This window comes from Amycolatopsis viridis (genome assembly GCF_011758765.1).
GTDB lineage: Bacteria > Actinomycetota > Actinomycetes > Mycobacteriales > Pseudonocardiaceae > Amycolatopsis_E > Amycolatopsis_E viridis.
Map to the genome: position 1 here is coordinate 3,146,399 of NZ_JAANOU010000001.1, position 25,378 is coordinate 3,171,776.

At 73.9% G+C, this 25,378-nt stretch carries 24 protein-coding genes; 20 read left to right on the top strand and 4 right to left on the bottom strand.

All coding sequences use genetic code 11. From position 1 onward, the window contains the following. The first annotated feature begins 39 nt into the window (after window positions 1-39). The 6 genes from FHX46_RS15665 to argG all read left to right on the top strand — a co-directional run bounded on the left by FHX46_RS15665 (window position 40) and on the right by argG (window position 8,651). A complete protein-coding gene (locus FHX46_RS15665; RefSeq protein ID WP_313886153.1) occupies window positions 40-1,311 on the top strand; it encodes an SWIM zinc finger family protein in 1,272 nt (423 codons plus the stop codon). After that, window positions 1,308-2,717, top strand: coding sequence for a DUF5691 domain-containing protein (locus tag FHX46_RS15670; protein ID WP_167115118.1), 1,410 nt, complete (start codon window positions 1,308-1,310; stop codon window positions 2,715-2,717). The genes FHX46_RS15665 and FHX46_RS15670 overlap by 4 nt, the downstream gene beginning before the upstream one ends. Then, entirely contained in the window at window positions 2,714-3,793 is a 1,080-nt protein-coding gene (locus FHX46_RS15675; protein ID WP_167115120.1) for an ATP-binding protein, read from the top strand. Before FHX46_RS15670 ends, FHX46_RS15675 begins: the two co-directional genes overlap by 4 nt. Further along, window positions 3,790-5,973: a DUF5682 family protein gene (locus tag FHX46_RS15680; protein WP_167115122.1), complete on the top strand. Its 2,184-nt coding sequence runs from the start codon at window positions 3,790-3,792 to the stop codon at window positions 5,971-5,973. The genes FHX46_RS15675 and FHX46_RS15680 overlap by 4 nt, the downstream gene beginning before the upstream one ends. After that, a complete protein-coding gene (locus FHX46_RS15685; protein ID WP_167115125.1) occupies window positions 5,970-7,130 on the top strand; it encodes a VWA domain-containing protein in 1,161 nt (386 codons plus the stop codon). The genes FHX46_RS15680 and FHX46_RS15685 overlap by 4 nt, the downstream gene beginning before the upstream one ends. A 63-nt stretch (window positions 7,131-7,193) precedes the next feature. After that, complete coding sequence (gene argG / locus FHX46_RS15690; RefSeq protein WP_167115129.1) at window positions 7,194-8,651, top strand: argininosuccinate synthase; 1,458 nt, start codon at window positions 7,194-7,196, stop codon at window positions 8,649-8,651. A gap of 46 nt (window positions 8,652-8,697) precedes the next feature. On the opposite strand, the gene FHX46_RS15695 is transcribed toward argG, so the two are convergent. Continuing rightward, entirely contained in the window at window positions 8,698-10,002 is a 1,305-nt protein-coding gene (locus FHX46_RS15695) for a cytochrome P450 family protein (protein WP_167115132.1), read from the bottom strand. 277 nt (window positions 10,003-10,279) lie between these two features. Here FHX46_RS15695 and FHX46_RS15700 point away from each other — a divergent pair, with 277 nt between their 5' ends. The 4 genes from FHX46_RS15700 to FHX46_RS15715 all read left to right on the top strand — a co-directional run bounded on the left by FHX46_RS15700 (window position 10,280) and on the right by FHX46_RS15715 (window position 14,021). Further along, entirely contained in the window at window positions 10,280-11,074 is a 795-nt protein-coding gene (locus tag FHX46_RS15700) for a GH12 family glycosyl hydrolase domain-containing protein (RefSeq protein WP_167115135.1), read from the top strand. Window positions 11,075-11,193: 119 nt separating this feature from the next. After that, window positions 11,194-12,348: an acyl-CoA dehydrogenase family protein gene (locus FHX46_RS15705; protein ID WP_167115139.1), complete on the top strand. Its 1,155-nt coding sequence runs from the start codon at window positions 11,194-11,196 to the stop codon at window positions 12,346-12,348. Window positions 12,349-12,357: 9 nt separating this feature from the next. Beyond that, window positions 12,358-13,179 carry an FAS1-like dehydratase domain-containing protein gene (locus FHX46_RS15710; protein WP_167115142.1) on the top strand — a complete coding sequence of 274 codons (822 nt, stop codon included), beginning with the start codon at window positions 12,358-12,360 and terminating at the stop codon, window positions 13,177-13,179. Further along, on the top strand, window positions 13,176-14,021 hold the full coding sequence (locus tag FHX46_RS15715) for an HpcH/HpaI aldolase/citrate lyase family protein (RefSeq protein WP_167115145.1): 846 nt from the start codon (window positions 13,176-13,178) through the stop codon (window positions 14,019-14,021). Before FHX46_RS15710 ends, FHX46_RS15715 begins: the two co-directional genes overlap by 4 nt. 102 nt (window positions 14,022-14,123) lie before the next feature. Here FHX46_RS15715 and FHX46_RS15720 read toward each other — a convergent pair whose 3' ends face one another. Further along, the gene (locus FHX46_RS15720) at window positions 14,124-14,498 is read right to left on the bottom strand and encodes a DUF5997 family protein (protein WP_208401310.1); all 375 of its coding nucleotides are present in this window, start codon (window positions 14,496-14,498) and stop codon (window positions 14,124-14,126) included. Between the two features lie 45 nt (window positions 14,499-14,543). Here FHX46_RS15720 and FHX46_RS15725 point away from each other — a divergent pair, with 45 nt between their 5' ends. From FHX46_RS15725 to FHX46_RS15735, 3 genes are all read left to right on the top strand, one after another. Continuing rightward, window positions 14,544-15,266: a LysR substrate-binding domain-containing protein gene (locus tag FHX46_RS15725; RefSeq protein WP_167115151.1), complete on the top strand. Its 723-nt coding sequence runs from the start codon at window positions 14,544-14,546 to the stop codon at window positions 15,264-15,266. Window positions 15,267-15,345: 79 nt separating this feature from the next. Next, window positions 15,346-16,707 carry an amino acid permease gene (locus FHX46_RS15730; RefSeq protein ID WP_167115153.1) on the top strand — a complete coding sequence of 454 codons (1,362 nt, stop codon included), beginning with the start codon at window positions 15,346-15,348 and terminating at the stop codon, window positions 16,705-16,707. Window positions 16,708-16,749: 42 nt separating this feature from the next. Beyond that, on the top strand, window positions 16,750-17,082 hold the full coding sequence (locus FHX46_RS15735; protein WP_167115156.1) for a TfoX/Sxy family protein: 333 nt from the start codon (window positions 16,750-16,752) through the stop codon (window positions 17,080-17,082). 30 nt (window positions 17,083-17,112) lie between these two features. On the opposite strand, the gene FHX46_RS15740 is transcribed toward FHX46_RS15735, so the two are convergent. Next, window positions 17,113-17,718, bottom strand: coding sequence for a class I SAM-dependent methyltransferase (locus FHX46_RS15740; RefSeq protein ID WP_167115159.1), 606 nt, complete (start codon window positions 17,716-17,718; stop codon window positions 17,113-17,115). Between the two features lie 69 nt (window positions 17,719-17,787). Further along, entirely contained in the window at window positions 17,788-18,711 is a 924-nt protein-coding gene (locus tag FHX46_RS15745; protein WP_167115162.1) for a LysR family transcriptional regulator, read from the bottom strand. Between the two features lie 71 nt (window positions 18,712-18,782). On the opposite strand from FHX46_RS15745, the gene FHX46_RS15750 reads away from it, so the two are divergent. From FHX46_RS15750 to FHX46_RS15780, 7 genes are all read left to right on the top strand, one after another. Continuing rightward, entirely contained in the window at window positions 18,783-19,637 is an 855-nt protein-coding gene (locus FHX46_RS15750; protein WP_167115165.1) for an SDR family NAD(P)-dependent oxidoreductase, read from the top strand. A 60-nt stretch (window positions 19,638-19,697) separates the two neighbouring features. Beyond that, on the top strand, window positions 19,698-20,642 hold the full coding sequence (locus tag FHX46_RS15755) for a LysR family transcriptional regulator (RefSeq protein WP_167115168.1): 945 nt from the start codon (window positions 19,698-19,700) through the stop codon (window positions 20,640-20,642). Then, window positions 20,639-21,394 carry an alpha/beta fold hydrolase gene (locus FHX46_RS15760; RefSeq protein WP_167115171.1) on the top strand — a complete coding sequence of 252 codons (756 nt, stop codon included), beginning with the start codon at window positions 20,639-20,641 and terminating at the stop codon, window positions 21,392-21,394. The genes FHX46_RS15755 and FHX46_RS15760 overlap by 4 nt, the downstream gene beginning before the upstream one ends. Before the next feature lie 153 nt (window positions 21,395-21,547). After that, window positions 21,548-21,937, top strand: a complete 390-nt coding sequence (locus tag FHX46_RS15765; protein ID WP_167115174.1) for a YciI family protein — start codon at window positions 21,548-21,550, stop codon at window positions 21,935-21,937. Next, window positions 21,915-23,159, top strand: a complete 1,245-nt coding sequence (locus tag FHX46_RS15770; protein ID WP_167115177.1) for an RNA polymerase sigma factor — start codon at window positions 21,915-21,917, stop codon at window positions 23,157-23,159. Before FHX46_RS15765 ends, FHX46_RS15770 begins: the two co-directional genes overlap by 23 nt. Next, window positions 23,156-24,037, top strand: coding sequence for a hypothetical protein (locus tag FHX46_RS15775; protein WP_167115180.1), 882 nt, complete (start codon window positions 23,156-23,158; stop codon window positions 24,035-24,037). The genes FHX46_RS15770 and FHX46_RS15775 overlap by 4 nt, the downstream gene beginning before the upstream one ends. Beyond that, entirely contained in the window at window positions 24,034-24,999 is a 966-nt protein-coding gene (locus FHX46_RS15780; protein WP_167115183.1) for a pirin family protein, read from the top strand. Before FHX46_RS15775 ends, FHX46_RS15780 begins: the two co-directional genes overlap by 4 nt. The last annotated feature ends 379 nt before the right edge of the window (window positions 25,000-25,378 follow it).

Below are 25,378 nucleotides of genomic sequence, written 5' to 3' on the forward strand. Positions count from 1 at the left end.
CCACGGTGGCCTCCGCTGCCGCGGGATACGCTGGCTCGTGTGGGATCGCGGTGGACGGTGGCGCGCGTGCTGGCGCTGGCGCCCGACGCCGGGTCCGCGAAGGCCGCCCGCGCCCTGGCGAACCCGCGCACCTGGTCCGATCTGGGCAGTACCAGCTCACTCGTCTGGGGTAAGTGCCAGGGCAGCGCCCGCTCCCCCTACCAGGTGACCGTCGATCTCACCGAACCGTCCTTCCGGTGCACCTGCCCGAGCCGCAAGTTCCCCTGCAAGCACGGCCTGGCGCTGCTGCTGATGTGGGTGGCGGGCGACGGGTCGGTGACGGCCGGCGCCGCGCCTGCGGAGTGGGCCACCCCGGCCGCTCCCCGGACGGAACCCGCGCGGCCCGACCCGGAGGCACAGGCCCGCCGCCTCGCCGAGCGGGAGTCGCTGATGTCGGCCGGGCTCGGTGATTTCGAGTTGTGGCTGCACGACCTGGTTCGGCAGGGGCTGGCCACCGCCCGCAGGCAGCCGGCGGGCTTCTGGGACACCGCCGCCGCCCGTCTGGTCGACGCCCAGCTGCCCGGGCTGGCCGACCGGGTCCGCGCGGTGGCCGCCGACCTGCACGCCCGCGCCGACTGGGCCCCGCACCTGCTCGGCGAGCTGGGCGGCTGGTACCTCGCGATCCGCGCCTGGCGCCGCCGCGCCGAACTGGACGAGGCGGCCGTGGGCGACCTGCGTGCCGTGCTCGGCTGGCCGCGCCGCCGCGACGAGATCGGCGACCGGGTCGCCGACCGCTGGTGGGTGGTGGGCCTGAGCCAGGAGGAGGACGACCGCCTGCTGTCCCAGCGGACCTGGCTGCACGGCGAGCGCACCGGCGAGACCGTGGTGCTGCTGGACTTCGCCGCCGCCGGCCAGGCGCTGAAGGTGGCGCACGTGCTCGGGTCCGTTGTGGACGGTGAAGTGGCCCGGTACCCGGGTGCCGGCCCCCGGCGCGCGTTGCTCACCGGCGACGAGCACCAGGTGATGGCCGGTTCCGGCCTGCCGCACGCCACCGGCGTGCCCGACGCGCTCGCCCAGGCGGCCCGGTGGCTGGCCGGCAACCCGTGGTTGCGCCGCATCCCGCTGGCCCTGGCGGGCATGACGGTGGTGCCCGGTGAGCCGCCGCTGCTCGTCGATTCCGGCGGCGCGGCCCTGACCCTGGCGCCGGGCACCGACGTGTGGCAACTGCTCGCCCTGTCCGGCGGTCACCCGGTGGCGGTGTTCGGCGAGTGGATCGACGAGCGCCTGCACCCGCTGAGCGTGCAGGTCGGCGACCGGCTGGTGGCACTGTGACCGCCTGGGAAGACCTGCTCGGCACCGCACTGGTCGGCACCGGCCGCCGCCCGTTCACGCTCGCCGGGTGCGGTGTCGCGGGCGCCGACCGCGTCACCGCGGGCTCCCCCGAAGCCGCCGTCCTGGCGGCCGCCGCGCTCGCCGCCGGCTACCGGCGGGCCGGCTGGACCCCGCCCACCTGGCGCGGCACCCCACGGCAACCGGCGGATCGCGACGAGCGTCCCGAGTGCTCCCCGGTCGCCGCCCAGATCCTCGAACTCCTCCTCGGCCGCAGCATCCGTCTCGAGGCCGGCACCGACCTGCTCACCACCGGCTGGCTCACCGCGGCCCGCGCCTCCGGGCGGCGCCCGCCGTACCGGCTGCTGCCCGAGCTGCTCCGGTTCGGCACCACCGCCACCGGCGCGCGCCGCCTGGTCAAGCAGGTCATCGGCCCGCGGGGCACCTGGCTGGCCGGGCACCAGCCGGCGTGGAGCTGGGCCGCCACCGTCCCGCGCGCCGAGGTGGCCGGACGGTTCGCGACCGGCACCCGCGCCGAACGGCTGGCCCTGTTGAGCGACCTGCGGGAGACCGAACCGGACCGGGCTCGCGAACTCGTCGAGGACACCTGGGCCGCCGAACCGGCTGCGACCCGCGCCGCCTTCCTCGACGTCCTGCGCACCGGACTGTCCGATGCGGACGAGCCGCTGCTGGAACGCGCGCTGGACGACCGGGCCGGGACGGTGCGCGCGGCCGCCGCCGCGCTGCTGGAGCACCTGCCCGGTTCGGCCCGCGCGCACCGGATGGCCGGACGCGCGCGGCGGCTGCACACGGCGGCCGGCACCTTCGAGCTGCCGGGCGAACCCGACGAGGCGGCGCGCCGTGACGGGATCGGCGGCCACCGCGAACCGGGGCGGGGCCGGGCCGCGTCCCGGCTGATCCAGATCCTCGCCGCCACGCCACTGTCCACCTGGGACACCAGCGAGATCAGCCACGCGGACGCCGACGTCGTCCTCGGCTGGACGAAAGCCGCGGTGCGCCAGGGCGACCAGGAGTGGCTCACCGCGCTCGCCCGCCACGAGCCCACCCCGGACCTGATCGCCGCACTCACCCCGGACATCGCCACGGACCTCCTGAGCGGTGCGCGCAAGCTCGACACCCGCTTCGGCGCCCTGCTCGCCGCCGCCCCGGGACCGTGGCCGGCCCGGTTCTCCACGGAGCTCGTCGGCCGCCTGCGCGACGCGAAGGCCGAAGCTGTGCTGCGGCTCGCCGCGCGAGCACTGGCCGAGCACCTGCACCCGGCCGCGCTGGCCGCGGTGGAGAACTGGCTCCTGGCTCTGGGCACCGGCTCCGCACCAGCGGCCCGCACCCTGCGCGGCATCGCCCACGCACTGACCATCCGAGCGACCATCCTGCAGGAGTTCCCATGACGGATGTGCTGCGCGCGCACGCCGAGCAGCAGTACGCCGGCGAGCTGGCCGCGCTGGCCGCCACCGACGACCGGCCGAAGCCGCCCAACTGGCGCCTCTCCCCGTGGGCGGTCGCCACCTACGTGCTGGGCGGCGAGACCGGCGACGGCACCCCGGTCTCCCCCAAGTACCTCGGCTCGCGCCGGCTGGTGGAGGTGGCCATCGCGACCCTGGCCACCGACCGCGCGTTGCTGCTGCTCGGGGTGCCCGGCACGGCGAAGACGTGGTTGTCCGAGCACCTGGCCGCCGCGATCTCCGGTGATTCCACACAGCTGGTCCAGGGCACGTCCGGTACCCCCGAGGAAGCCATCCGCTACGGCTGGAACTACGCCCGCCTGCTCGCCGAGGGTCCGTCACCGAAGGCCCTGGTCGCCAGCCCGGTGCTGCGCGCCATGGAGACCGGCGGCATCGCGCGGATCGAGGAGCTGACGCGGATCCCGTCCGACGTGCAGGACGCGCTGATCACCGTCCTGAGCGAGAAGACGCTGCCGATCCCCGAGCTGGACAGCGAGGTGCAGGCCCGCGCCGGGTTCAACGTGATCGCCACCGCCAACGACCGCGACCGGGGCGTGAACGACCTGTCCGCCGCGCTCAAACGCCGCTTCAACGTCGTGGTGCTGCCGTTGCCGGACGACGCCGAGGCCGAGGTGGAGATCGTCCGCCTGCGCGTCGAGCAGCTGGGCCGGTCGCTGCGGCTGCCGGCTGGGGCCGAGCACGCCGACGAGATCCGGCGGGTGGTCACCGTGTTCCGGGAGCTGCGCGACGGGGTGACCACCGACGGCCGCACCAGGATCAAGTCACCGTCCGGGACCCTGTCCACCGCGGAGGCGATCTCGGTGGTGACCAACGGGATCGCACTGGCCACCCACTTCGGCGACGGCGTGGTGCGCGCCGACGACGTGGCGGCCGGCCTGCACGGCGCGGTGGTCAAGGACCCGGTGCAGGACCGGATCGTGTGGCAGGAGTACCTGGAAACCGTGGTCCGCGAGCGCAAGCCGTGGGCCGACCTGTATCGCGCGTGCCGGGAACTGGCGTGAGCCTGCACGTCCTGGGCGTCCGGCACCACGGGCCCGGGTCGGCGCGGGCGGTGGCCGGCGCACTGGCCCGGCTGGACCCGCAGGTCGTGGTGATCGAGGGGCCGCCGGAACTGGACGCGGTCGCCCCGCTCGCCGCGGCGGCCGGGATGCGGCCCCCGGTCGCCGGCCTGGTGTACGCGACCGCCACACCCGCGCGGGCCGCGTTCTACCCGATGGCCGTGTTCTCCCCGGAGTGGGTGGCGCTGCGGTGGGCGCTCGAGCACGGGCGGGAGGTGCGGTTCGCCGACCTGCCGGCGAACGTCGCGCTCACGCTCGAGGACGCGGACGATCCCGCCGGGCCGCCGATCGACCCGATCGCGACGCTGGCCGGCGCCGCCGGGTACGACGATCCGGAGCGCTGGTGGGAGGACGCGGTCGAGCTGCGCTACCACGGGCTGGAGGTGTTCGACGCGCTCCTGGACGCGATGCGCACGCTGCGCGAAGGGCACGTGCCGGACCTGCGCACGCAGCGGCGCGAGGCGGCGATGCGGCGGGTGCTGCGCGCCACGCTGCGCAGCGGCGCCGGGTCCGTCGCGGTCGTCTGCGGCGCCTGGCACGCACCGGCTCTCGTGCCGTCGGAGTTCCCGTCCCAGGCGGCCGACACCCGGCTGCTCAAGGGTCTGCGCACGACGAAGGTCGCGGCGACGTGGGTGCCGTGGACGTCTTCGCGGCTGGCGCGGGCGAGCGGTTACGGCGCCGGGATCTCCTCCCCCGGCTGGTACCACCACCTGTTCACCACCGGCCGGGACGAGGCGGTCGGCCGCTGGCTGGTGCGGGTGGCGCACCTGCTGCGCCGCGAGCAGCACGACGTGTCCCCGGCCGCGGTCATCGAGGCGGTGCGGCTGGCCGACGCGCTGGCCGCCCTGCGCGACCGCCCGCACCCGGGACTGCCGGAAGTGCTGGAAGCGTGCCGCGCGGTCCTGTGTGGCGGGTCGGACGTCCCGATGCGGCTGGTCGCCCGCACGCTGCTGGTGGGCGACGTCCTCGGCCGGGTTCCGGACGAGACACCGATGGTGCCGCTGGCCGCCGACCTCGCCGCGACCCGGAAACGGTTGCGGCTCAAGCAGAGCGCGGCCGAGCAGCAGCTGGACCTCGACCTGCGGACACCGTCCCACCTGGAGCGCAGCACACTGCTGCACCGGCTGCTGCTGCTCGGCGTGCCGTGGGGCGAACCGGCGGAGACCAGCCGCACCAAGGGCACGTTCCGCGAGTCGTGGGTGCTGGAATGGCGCCCGGAGCTGGAGGTCGCGCTCATCGAGGCGAGCGGTCACGGCACCACCATCGCCTCCGCGGCCACCGCGGTGGTCGCGCAGCGGACCGCCGAGGCCGGCATCGCGGAGCTGAGCACGCTGGTCGAACAGACCCTGACGGCCGACCTGCCCGCGGCGCTGGCCGGGGTGCTCGCCGCCCTCGACGAGCGGGCGGCCCGCCAGCACGACATCACCCGGCTGATGGCCGCCGTCGAGCCGATGGCGCGGGTGCGCCGGTACGGCAACGTGCGGCGGTCGGACACCGAACTGGTGCAGCGGGTGGTGAGCGGGGTGGTCACCCGCATCGCGGTCGGCCTGCCGGCCGCCTGCGCCGGGCTGGACGAGGAGTCCGGCCGCGAGGTGCGGCAGCTGGTGGACGGGGTGCAGCGCGGCATCGGGCTGCTCGACCAGCCGGAGCTGCGTGACGTCTGGTACGGGGCGTTGCGGACAGTCGCCGACCGGCGCGGCGTGCCGGGGCCGATCGCGGGCCGCGCGGTGCGGCTGTTGCTCGACGCCGGGCTGCTCGACGTCACCGACGCCGGCGGGCGCCTGTCCCGGCAGCTGTCCCCGGCCGCGGACGCCACGCAGGCGGCGGGGTGGCTGGAGGGGTTCCTGTCCGGCGAGGCGGCGTTGCTGGTGCACGAGCCGGAGCTGCTGGAGATCGTCGACCGGTGGGCCGGCGGCGTCGGCGGTGACGTGTTCGACCACCTGCTTCCGTTGCTCCGCCGGACGTTCGCCGGGTTTTCCGCCGCCGAGCGGCGGGAGATCGGGTTGCGGGTACGCCGCCTCGACCGCGGCGCGGCCGCGTCCGGGGTGCGCGCGGAGGACGAGGCGCTGGACCACGAGCGGGCGGCGCTGGTGGTGCCGCGGATCCTGGAGCTGCTGGGATGAGCGAACGGCTGCGACGCTGGCGGATGATCCTCGGCGGCCAGGACGCCGACGGCACCGGCACGGCACTGTCCGGTGTGGACGCCCGCCGGGACGCGGCGCTGGAGGCGTTGTACGGCACGGAGTCCGACCGCCGCGGCGGCCTGGGCGCTTCGTCACCGCGGGTGGCGCGGTGGCTGGGCGACATCCGCGGCTACTTCCCCAGTTCGGTCGTGCAGGTCATGCAGCGCGACGCGATCGACCGGCTGGGCCTCGCCGAGCTGCTGCTGGAGCCGGAGCTGCTGGAGTCCGTGCAGCCGGACGTGCACCTGGTGGGCACGCTGCTGTCGCTGAACCGGGCCATCCCGGAGCGGTCGCGGGAGACCGCGCGGGCGGTGGTCCGGAAGGTGGTGGACGAGCTGGAGAAACGCCTGGCGCAGCCGACGCGGCAGGCGGTGAGCGGCGCGCTGCACCGGGCCGGCCGCACGAACCGGCCGCGGCACGGCGACATCGACTGGAACCGCACGATCCTGGCGAACCTCAAGCACTACCAGCCCGAGCAGCGCACGGTCGTCCCGGAGCGGCTGGTGGGGTTCGGGCGGCGGCTGCCGAGCGTGAGCAGGCGGATCGTGCTGTGCCTTGACCAGAGCGGCTCCATGACGGCGTCCGTGGTCTACGCGAGCGTGTTCGGCGCGGTGCTGGCGTCGATCCGGTCCCTGCGGACGCAAATCATCGCGTTCGACACCGCGGTGGCGGACCTGACCGAGGCGATGCCGGACCCGGTGGAGCTGCTGTTCGGGGTCCAGCTGGGTGGCGGCACCGACATCAACGCGGCGCTGGCGTACTGCCAGAGCCGGATCGACGCGCCGCGGGAGACGGTGCTGGTGCTGATCAGTGACCTGTTCGAGGGCGGCAACGAGGCGGAGATGCGGCAGCGCGCGCAGGCGCTGCGGGCGGACGGCGTGCAGGTGGTCTGCCTGCTCGCGCTGAGCGACGACGGCGCGCCCGCCTACGACCACGACAACGCCGCCGCGCTCGCCGCACTCGGCATCCCGGCCTTCGCCTGCACCCCGGACCAGTTCCCGGACCTCCTCGCGGCGGCGATCCAGCAGCAGGACCTGGTCTCCTGGACCGCGGCGAACGACATTCCCACCGCCGCGCCGGCCGAGGGCGGCCAGTAGCGTCAGCGGGAACACACCCACCCGGTTTGCATGATCATGCATTGCCATGCATATACTGGTCTCGTGTCCAAGGTGCTCACCTCTCTGCCTGCCGGTGAACGTGTCGGGATCGCCTTCTCCGGTGGCCTCGATACGTCCGTAGCTGTCGCGTGGATGCGCGAGAAGGGCGCGGTGCCCTGCGCCTACACCGCGGACATCGGGCAGTACGACGAGCCCGACATCGCGTCCGTGCCCGGCCGGGCCAAGACCTACGGCGCCGAGATCGCGCGGCTCGTCGACTGCCGGGAGGCACTGGTCGAGGAGGGGCTGGCCGCTCTGGCCTGCGGCGCGTTCCACATCCGCTCCGGCGGCCGCGCCTACTTCAACACCACCCCGCTCGGCCGCGCCGTCACCGGCACCCTCCTGGTCCGCGCGATGCTCGAGGACGACGTCCAGATCTGGGGCGACGGATCCACCTTCAAGGGCAACGACATCGAGCGGTTCTACCGCTACGGCCTGCTCGCCAACCCGGCGCTGCGGATCTACAAGCCGTGGCTGGACGCCGACTTCGTGACCGAGCTGGGCGGCCGCACCGAGATGTCGGAGTGGCTGACCGCCCGCGGCCTGCCCTACCGGGCCAGCACCGAGAAGGCCTACTCGACCGACGCGAACATCTGGGGCGCGACCCACGAGGCCAAGGCGCTCGAGCACCTCGACGCCGGCATCGAACTGGTCGAGCCGATCATGGGCGTCCGCTTCTGGGACCCCCAGGTCGAGATCCCGGCCGAGGACGTGACGATCGGTTTCGAGCAGGGCCGGCCGGTGCGGATCAACGGCAAGGAGTTCGCCTCCGCCGTCGACCTGGTCCTGGAGGCCAACGCCATCGGCGGCCGGCACGGGCTGGGCATGTCCGACCAGATCGAGAACCGGATCATCGAGGCCAAGAGCCGCGGCATCTACGAGGCGCCGGGCATGGCGCTGCTGCACGCGGCCTACGAGCGGCTGGTGAACGCGATCCACAACGAGGACACCATCGCCAGCTACCACACCGAGGGCCGCCGCCTGGGCCGCCTGATGTACGAGGGCCGCTGGCTCGACCCGCAGTCGCTCATGCTGCGCGAGTCGCTGCAGCGGTGGGTCGGCACCGCCGTCACCGGCGAGGTGACCCTGCGGCTGCGGCGCGGCGAGGACTACTCCATCCTCGACACCACCGGCCCGGCGTTCAGCTACCACCCGGACAAGCTGTCGATGGAGCGCACCGAGGACTCGGCGTTCGGCCCGGTGGACCGCATCGGCCAGCTGACCATGCGCAACCTGGACATCGCCGACTCCCGGGCCCGCCTGGAGCAGTACGCGAACCTGGGCATGGTCGGCAGCGGCGGCACCGCGCAGCCGCAGCTGGTCGGCGCCGCGCAGGCCGCCTCGACGGGCCTGATCGGGGCGATGACCGAGGGTGGCGCCGAGACGATCGCCTCCCGCGGCACCACCACCGAGGAGGCCGAGCTGCTCGACCGCGCGGCCATCGAGTCCGGCACCGACTGACGACGTCGCCGGGGGCGGCGGGGCGCCCGCCCCGCCGCCCCGCCGGTCAGGACTGCGGGCCGAGGTTCACCGGGATCGACAGCGGGCCGATCGTGAAGAACGACGGCGAGTAGGGGATGTCGTCCGGGTCGACGGCCAGGCTCAGCTCCGGGAACCGCCGGTAGAGCGCGGCCAGCCCCAGCCGGCTCTCCAGGCGCGCGAGCGGCGCGCCGATGCAGTACCGCGGCCCGTGGCCGAACCCGAGGTTCGCGCCCTGCGGGCGCGTGATGTCGAACTCCCCGGCGGTGTCACCGTAGACCTCCGGGTCGAGGCCGGCGGCCTGGTAGACCACGCCCACCGCGTTGCCCTTGGGGATGTCCACGCCGGCGATGGTCACGTCCGCCAGGGTGAAGCGGAAGCTGGTCATCATCACCGAGTGCCGGTACCGGATCGTCTCCTCGACGACATCGGCCCAGCGGTCCTCGTTCTTCGCGAGGGCCAGCTGGCCGGGGTTCTGGGCGAGCGCGATGACGGCGTTGCCGAGGAGGTGGACGGTGGTCTCGTGGCCGGCGACCAGCATCAGCCACAGCACACCGACCAGTTCGTCGGTGGTCAGCTTGTCGCCGGAGTCGCGGGCCTGCACCAGACTGCTGGTCAGGTCGTCGGCGGGCTCGGCCTGCTTGCGCTCCACCAGCTCACGCAGGTAGCCGGTGAGTGCGTTGTGGGTCGCGAACGCCTCCTCCGCCGGCGTGGTGTGCGCCAGCAGCGTCGCGGTCCAGTTGCGCAGCCGCTTGCGCTCCGGCCCGGGCACGCCGAACAGCTCGCAGATCACGGCCATCGGCAGCACCTCGGTGAACTCCGAGACCAGATCCACGCCGTCGCCGGCGGCCGCGACTCCGTCCAGCAGCTCGTCGACGAGCTGCTGGATCCGCGGTTCCAGCGCGAGCACCCGGGCGGGCGTGAACGCCTTGCCGACCAGGCCTCGCAGCCGCCGGTGATCCGCGCCGTCCTTGGTGGACAGGTGATCGCCCTGCACGATGCTGCGCAGCGGCCAGTCCTCCGGGATGGAACCGTCGTGGAGGGCGGGCCAGTGCTTCGGCTCGCGCGCGAACGTCTTGTTGTCCCCGGCCAGGACCTCCCGCACCGCCCGGGTGGTCAGCGCCAGGTAGGCGGGCACGCCGCCGGGGAACTCCACCTCCACCACCGGTGCGATCTTCCGGAGACGGATGCACGTGTCGAGCGGCCTCTCGGCGGCGGCGGGAAAAGCGGGAAGACTGACGGTCATGCGGTTGCGCCCCTTCGGCCCCGTGCGCCCGTCGTCGGGCGCGTAGTACGAGTAGTACCGCAGCCGGTGAGACGCAACAAGAATCATGGCCCGACCGGGAATTCCCCGTACCGGACCCGTACTTCCCCCCGCTACAGCGGTCCTGCCTGCGGTTTTACCTGTTGCCCCGGCATTCACCAGTGCCGGGAACGGACGGCGCCGGCCCGTAGGATGCGCGCCACCATTCGCGCGGCACTTCCCGCGCGGGCAGTACGCGAACCCGCCGCAGATCAACTCTCGTGATCCGACTGTGATTCGTTCGTGACCTGTCCTGCCGGTCCGGGCCGTTCGACTGGAGGGCCGTCCCGAACCACGGAAGACGCCCATGACTCGCACGACGCCGGCAGTGCTGCTCGCCGCGGTCCTCGTCCTGCTCGGCACCACCGCCTGCCGGCCGGACGGCTCGTCGTCCGCGCCGCCGTCCCCGGCCGCCACGGCCGCGCCGGCGCCGGGCAGCGCGGCCGTGCCCGGACAGAGCTGCACCGACCCGGCGTTCACCACCAGCGATCCCGATGGGGGCTGGTCCGAGGGCGGCTACTACGTGCACAACAACATGTGGAACCAGGGCGAGGCCGGCCCGCAGACCCTGTCGGCGTGCTCGCACGGCAACTGGTACGTCGACTCCGCCCAGCCGGCCACGACCTCGGTGAAGACCTACCCGAACGTCCACCAGGACATCAACGACCAGGACGGCGCCCCGCTGTCCACCTTCCCCGCCATCCGCTCCACCTTCGCCGGCCGCGGGCCCGGCACCGGCATCTACGACGTGGCCTACGACCTGTGGCTGAACGGCGTCGGCGACGGGCCGGGTGTGACCGAGCTGATGGTGTGGACGGAGAACCACGGCCAGGTGCCGGACGGCAGCGAGGTGGCGACCTACACCGCGGACGGCGTGACCTACGACGTCTGGCGGGACGAGGGCTACCTGGCCTTCGTCGCCCAGGGCACGCACTACTCCGGCACGGTCGACCTCAAGGCGATGATCGGCTGGGCGATCGGCGCGGGCCACGTCCCGCCGAACCCGACGGTGAACCAGATCGGGTACGGCATCGAGTTCTGCTCGACCGACGGCAAGCCCGCGCGCTTCACCGTCACGGACTTCTCGGTCGCGCTGAGCTGATCCGGCACCCCATCACCACCGCGCATGGAGTGATCAGGAACGGGCATTTCTCGCCGGCCGGTACCGGCGACGATGATGTCGGTGATGACGGTGATGACGGTGCGCAGGAAGGACTTCCGATGGACGGCCTGACCGAGGACGAGGCCGCCATCGCCGCGGTGGTCGCCGACTGGGTCACCCGCGAGGTGCGGCCGGTGGTGCGCGAGCTGGAGCACGCGAACGCCTATCCGGAACAGCTCGTCGAGGCGATGAAACGGATGGGCATCTTCGGTCTGGCGATCCCGGAGCCGTGGGGCGGGGCGGCGGTCTCGGCCCAGTGCTACGCGGTGGTGACCGAGGAGCTGGCGCGGGGATGGATGAGCCTGGCGGGCGCGATGGGCGGCCACACCGTGGTGGCGAAGCTGCTGCTCGCCCACGGCACCCGGGAGCAGCAGGACCGCTACCTGCCGCGGATGGCCACCGGCGAGGTGCGGGCCACCATGGCGCTGACCGAACCCGGTGGCGGGTCGGACCTGCAGGCGTTGCGCACGACCGCCCGGCGCGACGGCGACGAGTACGTGGTCACCGGGTCCAAAACCTGGATCACCAACGCGCGGCGCTCGGATCTGGTCGCCCTGCTGTGCAAGACCGACCCGCGAGCCGATCCGCCGCACCGCGGCATCAGCGTGCTGCTGGTGGAGAAGGGCCCGGGGTTCCACGTCTCGCGCGACCTGCCCAAGCTCGGCTACAAGGGTGTGGAGAGCTGCGAGCTGACCTTCGACGACCTGCGCGTGCCCGCTTCGGCGGTGCTGGGCGGTGTGGAGGGGCGCGGATTCGCGCAGATGATGCGCGGGCTGGAGATCGGCCGCATCCAGGTCGCCGCCCGCGCGCTGGGCGTGGGCCGTGCCGCGCTGGAGGACTCGCTGCGCTACGCCCAGGAGCGCGAAACGTTCGGCAAGCCGATCTGGCAGCACCAGTCGATCGGCAACTACCTGGCCGACATGGCCACCAAGCTCGAAGCCGCCCGCCAGCTCGTGCACCACGCCGCCCGCCGCTACGACTCCGGTGAGCGGGCCGACCTGGAGTGCGGGATGGCGAAGCTGTTCGCCTCCGAGACCGCCATGGAGATCGCGCTGAACGCCGTGCGGATCCACGGCGGCTACGGCTACTCCACCGAATTCGACGTGGAACGCTACTTCCGCGACGCGCCGCTGATGATCGTCGGTGAGGGCACCAACGAAATCCAGCGCACCGTCATCGCCCGCCAGCTCGTCCGCCGCCACCCGATCCGATAGGGACCCCCCATGCTCGCTCCCGACACCGTCGAACGCACCGAAGTCCTGCTGCCCGGTCCGGCGCAGGCCCTCGGCGCGCTGCTGGACGTCCCGGTGCCCGACCTCGACCGCGAGGGGTTGCCGCTGCTGTGGCACTGGCTCTACCTGCTGGAACGGCCCGCGCAGGCGGATCTGGGCCCGGACGGCCACCCGGTCCGCAACTGCGTGCCGGCGCCGCCCGGCCCGGGACGGCGGCGCATGTGGGCGGGCGGGCGCGTCCGGACCGAGGGGGCGCTGCGGTGCGGTGAACCGGCGACGCGGCGCACCCGGGTGCTGTCCGTCCAGGACAAGCAGGGCCGCTCGGGGCCGCTGACGTTCGTGGTGGTCGGGCACCGGATCGAACAGGGCGGCCGGCTCGTGGTCGAGGAGCAGCAGGACATCGTGTACCGCCCGGTCGCCGCGGCGGCGTTGCCCGCCGGGGCCGGCGAGGAGGTGGTGCCGCCCGGACCGGGCGAGTGGGCGATCGAGGTGACCCCGACGCTGCTGTTCCGCTTCTCCGCGCTGACCTACAACGCGCACCGGATCCACTACGACCGCGGCTACGCGCGCGAGGTCGAGGGCTATCCCGGGCTGCTCACCCACGGGCCGCTGCAGGCGATCGCGATGGCCGAGGCGGCCCGCGCCACCGGGTGCGGCGGGGATCAGGTCTTCGAGTACCGGCTCGTCGCACCGCTGTTCGACCACCAGGGCCTGGTGGCCGGCGCGGTCGCGGGGCCGGCGGGGACCACCACCGCGGTGCGGGACCGGTACGGCCGCCGGACCGCGACCGGAACCGTGCGGAGCGCGCGGTGACCGGGCCGATCGCGGGTGCCCGGAGCCTGCTGTTCGTGCCGGGTCACCGCCCGGACCGGTTCGCCAAGGCCGCGGCCAGCGGGTGCGACCTGGTCGTGCTCGATCTGGAGGACGCGGTGGGCCCGGACAGCAAAGCCGCGGCGCGGGAGCACGTCCGGTCGTGGCTGGACGCGGGTCACGCCGCCGTGGTGCGGATCAACGCGCCCGGCACGCCCTGGTTCGACGCCGACCTGGCGGCGGTCGCCGGGCGCGCCGTCGCGGTGATGGTGCCCAAGGCCGAGGACCGCGCGGTGCTGGACGCGCTCGCCGACCGCGGGGTGGGTCCGGTGATCCCGCTGATCGAGACCGCGCTGGGCGTCACCCGCGCGGTGGAGGTGTGCGGCGCGGACTCGGTGGTGCGGCCCGCGTTCGGCAGCATCGACCTGGCGGTGCAGCTCGGCGTCGACCACCGCTCGCACGAGGCGCTGCGGCATGCGCGGTCCGCGGTCGTGCTCGCGGCGGCCGCGGCCGGGTGCGCCGCCCCGGTCGACGGCGTCACCACCGCCCTGGACGACCCGGCGGCGCTGCGGGCCGACGTCGCGCACGCGATCGAGCTCGGGTTGACCGGCAAGTTGTGCATCCACCCGCGCCAGGTGGCCGCGGTGAACGACGCGTTCCTTCCCGGCGAAGCCGAGACCCGCTGGGCGCGGGAGGCGCTGGCGTCGGTCACCGACGGCTCCGTCGGAGTCCACAACGGTCAGATGGTGGACCGCCCCGTGATCCTGCGCGCGGAGGCGATCCTGGCGCGCGCACGCCGGACCGGTAGCCCACACGACCCGGCGCACGACCGATCGCCCGGGTAGCCCGTCGTGCCGGTGCCACCACTCGTGCGGCGGCGTCCGGGGGCACCCCGCGGGCGAATGCTCCCGGCCCGCACCGTGCCGGGCGGGGGCCGGGTCGCGCGGTCAGCGCTGGTTCTTCTCCTTCTGCCGCGCGGCCTCCTGGCGCACGTCCGCCTGCAGGGCGCGCTCGCGCTGGAGCCACTCGGGGTTCTCGGTCTTGAGGGCGTCGATCTGCTCGGTGGTCAGCGGGTCGGTGATCCCGCCGCGGGCCAGGCCGCCGATCGACACACCCAGCTTCGCCGCGACCACCGGACGCGGGTGCGGCCCGTTGCGGCGCAGGTCCCGCAGCCACTCCGGCGGGTCGCTCTGCAGGGCGTTCAGCTCGTCGCGCGAGACGACACCCTCCCGGAACTGCGCCGGGGTGGCTTCGAGGTACACGCCCAGCTTCTTCGCCGCCGTCGCCGGCTTCATCGTCTGGGGGGTCTTCTGCGACGTCATGCCGTCCAGCGTATCCGCCACGGTCACGGCCGGTAGCCTGGCGTGGTGACCGAGCCGGACGCCGCCCCCTCCTTCACGCTCGGCTACGTGCCGGGGGTGACCCCCGGCAAGTGGGTGCGGATCTGGCAGGAACGCACGCCCGGCGTCCCGCTCGAGCTGGTGCAGGTCGGCGCCGCCGAGGCGGCCGGCCGGGTGCGCGACCGCGAGCTCGACGCCGTGCTGCTGCGCCTGCCGACGGACCGCACCGGGCTGCACGCCATCCCGCTCTACACCGAGACGACCGTGGTGGTGGTCCCCAAGGACCACGTGGTGACCGCGGCGGACGAGGTGCACACCGGCGACCTGGCCGACGAACTGGTGCTGCACCCGCTGGACGACACGCTCGGCTGGGCGCGCCCGCCGGGCCGCCCGGCCCTCGACCGGCCCGCCACCACCGCCGACGCGATCCAGCTGGTCGCGGCCGGGGTGGGCGTGCTCGTCGTGCCCCAGTCGCTCGCCCGGCTGCACCACCGGCGCGACCTGACCTACCGGCCGGTGGCCGACGCCCCGCAGTCGCAGGTGGCGCTGTCCTGGCTCGAGGACGAAACGACCGACCTGGTGGAGCAGTTCATCGGGATCGTGCGCGGCCGGACGGTCAACAGCACCCGCGGCCGGCCGCCCGCGGCGAAGCAGTCGAAGTCGAAACGCCCCGCGGCCGACGAGCGCAAGCCCGCGCCCCGCCGGAACCAGCCCCGCGGCGGCCGCCGCGGCAAGCCCCGCCGCCGCTGACCGGCCGTTCGGCGCACCGGGTGCGCCCGGTTGCCGCAACCGGTTTCTCCTTCACCGGTTCCCTGTCAACATCGTGGGAATGAACCAGTCTCTGCGTCCGGGCCTGCGGCAGCGGCACGTCCGGATGATCGCCCTCGGCGGGATCATCGGTGCCAGCCTGTTCGTCGGCAGCGGCGCCGTGGTGCACACGGTCGGCCCGGCGGCGATCGTGTCCTACGCGCTCGGCGGGCTGCTCGTCGTGCTGGTCATGCGGATGCTGGGCGAGATGGCGACCGCCTCCCCCGCGCTCGGCTCATTCATGGAGTACGCCCGGGAGGCGCTCGGCGGCTGGGCCGGCTTCGCGATCGGCTGGCTGTACTGGTACTTCTGGGTCGGCGTGGTGGCGTTCGAGGCGGTGGCCGGGGCGAAGATCCTCGTCGGCTGGCTGCCCGCGGTGCCGCAGTGGGTGTTCTCGCTCGCCCTGATGCTGCTGCTGACCGCGACCAACCTGGCCTCGACGCGGTCGTTCGGCGAGACCGAATTCTGGCTGGCGTCGGTCAAGGTCACCACGATCGTGGTGTTCCTGGTGATCGGGGTGCTGTTCGTGCTGGGCCTGTGGCCGCACGCCACGTTCTCGGTCGGCAACGTCGCGCTCGACGGGTTCTTCGCCACCGGCGGGTTCGCCGTCGTGCACGGCGTGGTGATCGTGATCTTCTCCTACTTCGGCACCGAGATCGTCACCATCGCCGCCGCCGAGTCGGCCGAACCGGCGAAGGCGGTGGCGAAGGCGACCGCGGCGACGGTGTGGCGGGTCATCCTGTTCTACGTCGGGTCGATCACGCTCATCGTGATGATCACGCCGTGGCGCGAGGTGCCCAGCGACACCAGCCCGTTCGCGGCGGCGTTCGGGCGGTTCGGCATCCCGGCGGCGGAGACGATCGTCAGCGCCGTGGTCCTGACCGCCGCGCTGTCCGTGCTCAACTCGGGCCTGTACACCGCCTCCCGCATGCTGTTCGCGCTGCACCGCCACCGCTGGGCGCCCCGCTGGGTCGCCGACGTCAACCGGCGCGGCGTCCCGTGGAAGGCCATCTTGCTGTCCACTGTGGTCGGTTATGTCGCGGTGGTGATGAGCTACGTCGCACCGGCCACCATCTTCTCGTTCATCATCAACTCCGCCGGCGCGGTGGCGCTGTTCGTCTACGCGTTCATCGCCGGCTCCCAGCTGCGCATGCGCCGCGACCTGCAACGGACCGACCCCGAGCGGCTGACGCTGCGCATGTGGGGTTACCCGTGGCTGAGCCGGCTCACCCTGGCGGCCACCCTCGCCGTCGTGGTGTCGATGCTGTTCGTCGGGGCGGCCCGGTCGCAGCTCTACCTCAGCGTGCTCAGCCTCGCGGTGATCCTGCTGGTGTACCCGCTGGTCCGGCGCCACGTCGCGGACCAGCCGGCCGACCGGCGGTGACGCGCACTTCCGCACCGGCCGGGTGGCGGCGGATACTCGGGCATGGCTTACGACCCCGGGCTCGCCGACCGCATTCGTGACCTGCTGTCCGGCGCCGAGGGCATCACCGAGAAGCGGATGTTCGGCGGGCTGGCGTTCCTGGTGCACGGCAACATGGCGGTCGCCGCGCGGTCGCGGGGCGGGCTGCTGGTGCGCGTCGACCCCGCGGAGGGCGAGAGCCTGCTGGGCGAGGACGTCCGGCCGATGGTCATGCGCGGGCGCGAGATGCCCGGGTGGCTGGAGGTCGACGCCGGCGCGGTGCGTGATCGCCGCCGCCTCGAACGCTGGGTGACCCGCGGACTGTCCTATGCGCGAGGGCTGCCGGCGAAGGCGTGACCGGTAATGCGGCGGAATCGCCGGTGGACGTCACCGCAGGCCGGCGAGGACGAGGTAGCGCTCGGTGCCGTCGTCGATGGCGTCGAGGTGCCATCCGGCTGCGGTGAGCGCGGCGCGGATGTTCGGTTCGGCGCGCAGGTCCCCGGCAGTCAGCTCGCGGCCCTGCCGCCGGGCGAGTGCCGCCCGGCCGACGGGGTGGAACAGGGCGAGGCGGCCGCCCGGACGGCACACCCGGGCCAGCTCGCGCAGCCCGGCGACCGGGTCGGCGAGGTGCGTGACCAGGCCCGCGGCGAACACCGCGTCCAGCGCCCCGGTGGCGAGGGGCAGGTGCAGGGCGTCGCCGAGGACGAGAGCCGCGAGGTGGTGCCGTCCCCGGGCGGCGGCCTCCTGGAGCATTTCGGGCGTTGCGTCGAGCCCGACGACCGTGCCGTCCGGGCCGACGGCGTCCCGCAGTTCCGGCAGGGCGCGCCCCGTGCCGCACGCGATGTCCGCGACCGCGCCCCCGGGCGGTGGCGCCAGCTCGGCGACCGCGGCCCGGTACCGCGGGCCGTCGTCGGGGAAGCGGGTCTCCCAGGTCGCCGCCCGCGGCCCGAAGAACGCCCGGGTCGCGGCCAGGCCGGTCGGTGGCACGCGCATACGGCAGCCTAACCACCACCCGGGTCGCGCGGCGTCCCTCAGCACCACCCCGCGCGGCCCGCGGCTCGCTCAGTCCCGCCCGACGGTGCCGCCGTCGACCATCACCGCGCTCACGGCTTCGGCCACCCACACCGCGGCCTCCGGCAGCGCGCCGGGCATCCGGGCCAGCATCAGCCGCCGTTGTTCGGCCGGGCCGCCGTGCACCGGCAGGACCCGCACGCCGGGTGGCACCACCGCCGCGAGCGACGCGGGCACCGTCGTGATGCCGCAGCCGGCGGCGACCAGGTGCAGCTTCGCCAGCCAGTCGCGCGCCGTGTGCGTGACCTCCGCCCGCTCGTCCAGCCCCGGCCACACCCCCATCAGCCCGTCCCGCCCGGTGCCCGCGATCCACCGTTGCCCGCGCAGGTCCGCGATGTCGACGAACTCACCGCGAGCGAGCGGGTGCGCGGCAGGCACGGCCAGGCACTGGCTGCGTTCGGCCAGCGTGGACAGCACCAGTGCCGGCGTTTCGTCATCCGGCGGGCGGAACGGCGGTGCGGCGGCGAGCAGCGCCAGGTCCAGCGTGCCGGCCCGCAACGCCCGCACCAGCGCGGGGGTGCTGCCCTCCCGCGTGATCACGGTGATCCCGGGATGAGCGGCGCGCACCGCGGCGAGCGCGCGCGGTACCAGCGTGGCTCCGGCGCTGGGGAACCACCCGAGCCGCACGGTGGCCCGCTCGTCGGGCAGCCCGGCCAGCTCGCGGGCGGTGGCGTCGATCTGGTCGACGACACTCGCGGCGCGGCGGACCACGACACGCCCCGCGGCGGTCAGCCGCACCCCGTCGTGGCGCCGCTCCAGCAGGGGCGCCCCCGCCGCCCGTTCCAGCGCCGCGATCTGCCGGGAGACGGCGGACTGGGTGTAGCCGAGCGCGGCCGCCGCCGCGGTGAGCGTCCCCCGCTCGGCCACCTCCCGGAAGACGCGCAGCGCGGTCAGCGACGCATCGGTGAAGGCCATGCCGAACAGGAATACCCCCGTTGCCAGACTTTCGCTACCCGAATGGCTCGCGCGTTCCTAGTGTGGTGATCATGAACGAAACACCGAAGGTCGCCGTCGTCACCGGAGCCACCCAGGGCCTGGGTCTCGCCCTCGTGGAAGGGCTCGCGCAGCGACTGTCCCCCGCCGACACCGTCTACCTCACCGGCCGCGACGCCGGCCGCGTGCAGGAGGCGGTGGAGGCGGCGCCCGCGGGCGGCGCTCAGATCCGCGGCGAAGTCTTCGACGTCGCCGACCCGGACGCCGCCGGCCGGTTCGCCGGTCTGCTGCGCGAGCGGCACGGCGGTGTCGACATCGTGTTCGGCAACGCCGTGATGCGGGTGGGCCCGGACGACGATCCGCGCGACGTCATCGAGCCTTACACCCAGGTGAACAACTTCGGCACCACCCGCCTGCTGCGCGCGTTCGCACCGCTCGTCCGGGACGGAGGCAGCCTGATCGTCGTGGCCAGCAGCCTCGGGACGCTGAACCAGCTCGCGCCCGTGCTGCACCGCCGGTTCGACGGCCTGACCACGCTCGAGGAGGTGGACGAGCAGGTCGCCGCGTGGCGGGACGCGGTCGCCGACGGGAGCGCCCGTGCCGGCGCGTGGCCCGGGTTCGTGAACATCCCGTCGAAGATCGGTCAGGTCGCCGCGGTGCGCGCGCTCGCCGCGCAGCGGCGCGCCGACGACCTCGCGCGCGGCATCCTCGTCGCGGCGGTGTGCCCCGGGATGATCAACACTCCGACGTCCGCGTTGTGGTGGGACGTGAGCGAGGCAGCGACGCCCGCCCAGGCCGCGGTCCCGCTGCTGGACCTCGCGCTGGAGCCGGTGAAGCCGGAGCAGTACGGCGAGCTCGTGCGGCACGGGCAGGTGGTGCCGTGGTCGCCGCGATATCATCAGTCCTGATGCCGTAACAGCGGCCATGCCGGTGCGTGATGCCGCACCTGGAGCCACGATGGGACGGGGATGGACTTCAAGCAGCTCAGGGCCCTCGTGACCGTGGCCGAGGTGGGCAGCGTGACGCGCGCGGCCGAGCTGCTGCACCTGGTCCAGCCCGCGGTCACCCGGCAGATCAAGGCACTGGAAGCGGAACTCGGGGTGCCGCTGTTCGACCGGACCCGGCAGGGCATGCGCCCCACCGAGGCGGGTGTGACGATGGCCGACCGCGCGCGGCGGGCCCTGACCGAGCTCGACCGCGCCCGCGCCGAGGTCGCGCCCGCCCGCGGCGCCGTCACCGGCATCGTCACGCTCGGTCTGCTGGAGAGCGCGGCCGGGCTGATCGCCGAGCCGCTCACCTCCGCGGTCCTGCGCGCCCACCCGGGTATCGAACTGCGCCTGCAGACCGGCTACTCCGGGCACCTGCGGCGCTGGCTGGACGAGGGCGACCTCGACCTGAGCCTGCTGTACGACATCACCGGCTCGCCGTCGCTGACCGTGACCCCGGTGGTGCGGGAACGGCTGTGGGTGCTCGCTCCCCCGGCCGCGGGGCTCGATCCGCAGCGGCCGGTGTCGTTCGCGCGGATCGCGCGGGACCCGCTCGTGCTGCCCTCGCCGGGGCACGGGCTGCGCAGCCTGATCGACACCGCGGCCCGCCAGGCCGGGGCCGAGCTGATCCCGAGCGTGCAGACCAATTCGATGCCGCTGCAGAAGAGGCTGGTGCTCGCCGGGCACGGCTGGACGATCCTGCCCGGTGTCGGGATCGCCGAGGACATCGCGGCCGGCCGGCTCACCGGCGCCCCGGTGCGCGAACCGGAGGTGTGGCGCTCGATCGCCGTGGCCCGGCCGCGGTCCGGACGGGTGCCGCCCGCGGTCGACGTGGTCGCCCGCGAACTGCTGTGCCAGGTCCACGCGGCCGTCGCGGACGGCCGTTGGCCGTCGGCGGAGCCGCTCATCGGGGACGGAGGACGATGATCGTCGCGCACGCGCCGGACGGCACACCGCTGGCGGCCCAGCCCGAGGGCACCGGACGGCCGCTGGTACTGCTGGCCGGGCAGGCCAACGACCACACGTGGTGGGACGCCGTCCGGGACGATTTCCCGTGCACCGTCACGGTCGACTACCGCGGCACCGGCGCGAGCGGCAAGCCGGACGCGCCGTACTCGACTCCGCTGTTCGCCGACGACGTGATCGCCGTGCTGGACGAGCTGGGCATCGAGCGGGCCGACGTGTACGGGACCTCGATGGGCGGCCGGGTCGCGCAGTGGATCGCGATCCGCTACCCGGAGCGGGTGCGGCGGCTGGTCCTGGGCTGCACCTCGCCCGGCGGGCCGCACGCGGTGGAGCGGTCGGCTGAGGTGCGCCGGGCGCTGATGCGGCCGGACGCCCGGGAGACGCTGGCCGACCTGATGTACACGCCGGCCTGGCGCGCGACGCATCCCGGCCCGTACCGCACCCTCGGCGATCCGGCGATGCCTCCGCACGCCCGCCGCCACCACCTGCGGGCCAGTGACCAGCACGACGCGTGGGACGCGCTCCCCCGCATCAGCGCGCCGACGCTGATCCTGCACGGTGACGACGACGGACTGGCCCCGGTTGCGAACGCCACGCTGCTGGCCGAGCGCATCCCGGACGCGCGGGTGCACGTCCTGCCCGGCGCGCGGCACGGGTACTTCGAGGAGTGCCGCCCGCACGCATCCGAGCTGGTCCGGGACTTCCTCGCCTGACCCGTCACCCGATCGGGCGGCGGTCACCCGCCACCACAGTGCCCCAGGCGTTGTGCATTTCCGGCGCCACCGGAGAAGAATCCCGGGCGCGGGCTGTCGAGTTCCGGGCATCCCGTTCGTCATCCTCTGCGGAGTCGCAACCGGGAGGGACCGATGCGCTACCTGCTGATGATCTACGACTGCGACCGGCCGGAACCGGGCGATCCCGGGTTCGCCGGTGCGCTGGCCCGGGTGGCCGCGTTCGCCGACGAGCTGCGGCGGCGCAACGCCCTGGTGTCCGGCGATCCGGTGGCGGACGAGCACAGCGCGACGACCGTGGCCGTGCGGGACGGGCGGACGCTGATCACCGACGGGCCGTTCGCCGAGACCCACGAGCACCTGGGCGGCTACTACGTCCTGGACTGCCGGGACCTCGACGAGGCGCTGGAACTCGCGGCGTTGTGCCCGATGGCCGAGACCGGGACGATCGAGGTCCGGCCGCTGGCACGGGTACCGGGCGTCGACCACCGCCCGGGCGGGCATGCGGCGTCCCCGGCCCGCTGATCCGGCGCTCGCGGTCGAGCAGGTCTACCGCGAGCACCGGACCCGGATGCTGGCCGCGCTGGTGCGGGTGCTCGGCGACTTCGAGGCGGCCGAGGACGGGCTGCAGGACGCGTGCGCGCTCGCCTTGCGTGCCTGGCGGGACACCGTGCCCGCCGATCCCGTCGCGTGGCTGCTCACCGCGGCTCGCAACCGCGTCGTGGACCGGTGGCGGCGGGCCCGCGTGGGCCGGGAGAAGGAGGAGCGGGCCGGGGACCCGCGACCGGTGATGACCGACTTCGACGTGGAACGCGTGCTCGCCGTCGGCGACGAACGGCTGAGCCTGATCTTCACCTGCTGCCACCCCGCCCTGGCGCCGGAGGCCCGGGTGGCGCTCACCCTGCAGGCCGTGGCCGGGCTGTCCGCCGCCCAGATCGCGCGGATGTTCCTGGTGCCCGAGGCGACACTCGCGCAGCGGCTGGTGCGGGCCAAGCGCAAGATCCGGGACGCCGGGATCTCCTTCACGGTGCCGCCCGACCACCTGCTCCCGGAACGGCTGTCCGGCGTCCTGTCGGTGATCTACCTGATCTTCACCCACGGGTACACGGCGGCGCCCGGGGACGGGGGCGCACCGCGGGCGGAGGCGATCCGGCTCGCCAAGCTCGTCGCGGCCCTGATGCCCGATGAACCCGAGGCCCTCGGCCTGGTCGCGCTGCTGCTGTTGCACGACTCGCGCGCCGGTGCCCGGCACTCCCCCGGCGGTGATCTGGTCCTGCTGGCCGACCAGGACCGCCGGGAGTGGCACGCGGGCGGGATCGCGGAGGCGGTCCGCGTACTGGACCGGGCGCTGCGGCTCGGCGCTCCCGGCCCGTACCAGCTGCAGGCCGCCATCGCCGCGCTGCACGCCCAGGCCCCCTGCGTCGAGGAGACGGACTGGCCGCGCATCGCCGCGCTCTACAGCGAATTGCTGCGGATGGCGCCGTCGCCGGTCGTGGCGCTCAACCACGCGGTCGCCGTCGCCATGAGCGACGGGCCCGCGGCCGGGCTGGCGCTGCTCGACCGGATCGACGGGCTCGACCGGTACCACCTGCACCACGCCGCGCGGGCCGACCTGTTGCACCGCCTGGGCCGCACCGCCGAAGCCGTCACGGCCTACCGGCGCGCACACGAACTGGCCGCCAACCCGGCCGACCGCCGGTTCCTGGCCGGACGGCTCGCCGCGCTCGACCCACGGGAGTCCCGATGAGACTGTCCATTCTCGACCACGGGCACCGGTTGCGCGCCCGGCTGTTCTTCGCCGCGACCGGCCGGGACGCCCCGGACATCGTGCGCACCCTGCTGTACCGGCCGGACTTCTTCGCCCGGCCGCTGCTGGGGATCGCCGCCCCCGCGATGCGCGGCCCGTCGTTCTGGAGCGCCGCCGAACGCGAGTACCTGGCGATGACCACCGCGCGCCGGCACCGGTGCCCGTTCTGCATCGATTCGCACACCGAGCTGGTCCGCATCGCTGGGAACGGCGAGCTCGACCCGGCCGCCGTGCGCCCCGAGCTGGCCGCGGTGCGCGCGTTCCTGGACGGCACGCAGACCGGCGAGGCGGTCCGCCCCGCGCTGCCCGAGCACGCGGTGCGCGAAGCCCTGCACGTCGACCTGGTGTGGAACGTGGTGAACCGGCTGGCCAACGCGTTCGGGTTCGTCCTGCGCGGTGACCAGGTGCACCGCGGCACGCGGGCGCTGCACCGCTTCGGCTACCGCTTCCCGGGTTTCCTCCTCGCCGGCGGCGAAACCACCGACCGCACCGACCACGCCGGCCAGGGCGACCCGGTGGCGAACCTGCGGCACGCCGTGTTCGAGGCGCCCGCGGTCACCCCGCCGTCGCTGCGGCTGGCCGCCGGGACCGGCGCCGCGGTGCCGGAACCGTGGCGGGCCTACACGACACTGGTGCGGGACGCCTCGGACCGGATCACCGGCGCCGACATCGCACGGCTGCCCGGCAGCGAGGACGAAATCTTCGAGGTGACGGTCGCCGCGGCGGTCGGCGCCGCGCTGACGGCCTTCGACACCGGCCTGCGCGTCCTGCACAGCGAGCCCGGGCCGTCCGGCGGCGGTGGCAGGATGGGGACATGAGCAACGTCGAGGCCCACCCAGCCGAGCTGGTGTGCGGGGACCGGCCCGCGTCCGCGAGCACCCTGACCGTGCTGGCCCCGCGGGACGTCCCCCTCGGCGGACCCCGCGCGATGCGGGTGCGGCGCACCCTGCCGCAGCGGCAGCGTTCGCTGATCGGAGCGTGGTGCTTCGCCGACCACTACGGCCCCGAGGACGTCGCGGCGACCGGGGGGATGGACGTCGCCCCGCACCCGCACACCGGGTTGCAGACCGTGAGCTGGTTGTTCAGCGGCATGATCGAGCACCGGGACAGCCTCGGCACCCACGCCGTGGTCCGGCCCGGCGAGCTGAACCTGATGACCGGCGGGAACGGCATCGCGCATTCCGAGGTGTCCACACCGGACACCACGACGCTGCACGGCGTCCAGCTGTGGATCGCCCTGCCCGGCGAGCACCGGCACGCCGCGCGGGACTTCCAGCACTACGTCCCGCCGGTCGTCACCGTGCCCGGCGCCACGGTCCGCGTCTTCCTCGGCAGCCTCGCCGGGAGCACGTCCCCGGTCCCGGCGTACACACCGCTGCTCGGCGCGGAACTCACCCTCGATCCCGGTGCGCGCCTGGTGCTCGACGTCGATCCCGCGTTCGAACACGGTGTCCTGCAGGACACCGGCAGCGTCACGATCGACGGCACCGCGCTCGCCACCGGCGACCTCGCCTATCTCGCCCCCGGTGCGAGCCGGCTGGAGCTCGCCGGCCACGACGCGGAACCGGCCCGGGTCCTGCTGATCGGTGGCGTGCCGTTCACCGAGGAAATCGTGATGTGGTGGAACTTCGTGGGACGGTCACACGACGAGGTCGTACAGGCTCGCGAGGACTGGATGAAGGGAACCCGTTTCGGCGAGGTCCACGGCTACGACGGCGCTCCGCTGCCCGCGCCAGAGCTGCCGAACGCACCCTTGAAACCCCGAGGAAGCAAGCGCTGACCCGCGAGAACAGCGGCCGTATGCCAAGAAGCCGTGATTGCTTCTGCGCCTGCCGGGCAACCTGGGAGTCCCACGGCGTCTGCGTTCGCCATCAGCCGCACGCATCCCTCTGAAGCTGTCTGCGAGTTGCAACGTGTGAGCATCTGCGGGCAGCTCAAGCCGTATTGATGCTGACCCTTTGCTGACTTTCTTGACGGTGCACCAGGTGTGTGGGGCTCGGGTGTCGTCCGGGCTCGAGTCCCTCACGAAGCGTCCTCGTGCCATAGCGCTCTGCTGATGGACCAGTAGCGAGAAGTCTCTCGCAGTCCGCGACCGCGGACTGCGCCGACAAACTCAGCGACGAGCAGTGACGGCGCCTCTGAGACCGCCTTGTCACCGT

Coding starts and splice junctions, on each gene's coding strand:
- FHX46_RS15750 (WP_167115165.1), top strand. CDS start 18,783: ATGAACGAAACACCGAAGGTCGCCGTCGTCACCGGAGCCACCCAGGGC.
- FHX46_RS15740 (WP_167115159.1), bottom strand. CDS start 17,718: ATGCGCGTGCCACCGACCGGCCTGGCCGCGACCCGGGCGTTCTTCGGG.
- FHX46_RS15685 (WP_167115125.1), top strand. CDS start 5,970: ATGAGCGAACGGCTGCGACGCTGGCGGATGATCCTCGGCGGCCAGGAC.
- FHX46_RS15730 (WP_167115153.1), top strand. CDS start 15,346: ATGAACCAGTCTCTGCGTCCGGGCCTGCGGCAGCGGCACGTCCGGATG.
- FHX46_RS15745 (WP_167115162.1), bottom strand. CDS start 18,711: ATGGCCTTCACCGATGCGTCGCTGACCGCGCTGCGCGTCTTCCGGGAG.
- FHX46_RS15720 (WP_208401310.1), bottom strand. CDS start 14,498: ATGACGTCGCAGAAGACCCCCCAGACGATGAAGCCGGCGACGGCGGCG.
- FHX46_RS15765 (WP_167115174.1), top strand. CDS start 21,548: ATGCGCTACCTGCTGATGATCTACGACTGCGACCGGCCGGAACCGGGC.
- FHX46_RS15755 (WP_167115168.1), top strand. CDS start 19,698: ATGGACTTCAAGCAGCTCAGGGCCCTCGTGACCGTGGCCGAGGTGGGC.
- FHX46_RS15710 (WP_167115142.1), top strand. CDS start 12,358: ATGCTCGCTCCCGACACCGTCGAACGCACCGAAGTCCTGCTGCCCGGT.
- FHX46_RS15705 (WP_167115139.1), top strand. CDS start 11,194: ATGGACGGCCTGACCGAGGACGAGGCCGCCATCGCCGCGGTGGTCGCC.
- FHX46_RS15700 (WP_167115135.1), top strand. CDS start 10,280: ATGACTCGCACGACGCCGGCAGTGCTGCTCGCCGCGGTCCTCGTCCTG.
- FHX46_RS15695 (WP_167115132.1), bottom strand. CDS start 10,002: ATGATTCTTGTTGCGTCTCACCGGCTGCGGTACTACTCGTACTACGCG.
- FHX46_RS15760 (WP_167115171.1), top strand. CDS start 20,639: ATGATCGTCGCGCACGCGCCGGACGGCACACCGCTGGCGGCCCAGCCC.
- FHX46_RS15675 (WP_167115120.1), top strand. CDS start 2,714: ATGACGGATGTGCTGCGCGCGCACGCCGAGCAGCAGTACGCCGGCGAG.
- FHX46_RS15780 (WP_167115183.1), top strand. CDS start 24,034: ATGAGCAACGTCGAGGCCCACCCAGCCGAGCTGGTGTGCGGGGACCGG.
- FHX46_RS15770 (WP_167115177.1), top strand. CDS start 21,915: ATGCGGCGTCCCCGGCCCGCTGATCCGGCGCTCGCGGTCGAGCAGGTC.
- FHX46_RS15775 (WP_167115180.1), top strand. CDS start 23,156: ATGAGACTGTCCATTCTCGACCACGGGCACCGGTTGCGCGCCCGGCTG.
- FHX46_RS15735 (WP_167115156.1), top strand. CDS start 16,750: ATGGCTTACGACCCCGGGCTCGCCGACCGCATTCGTGACCTGCTGTCC.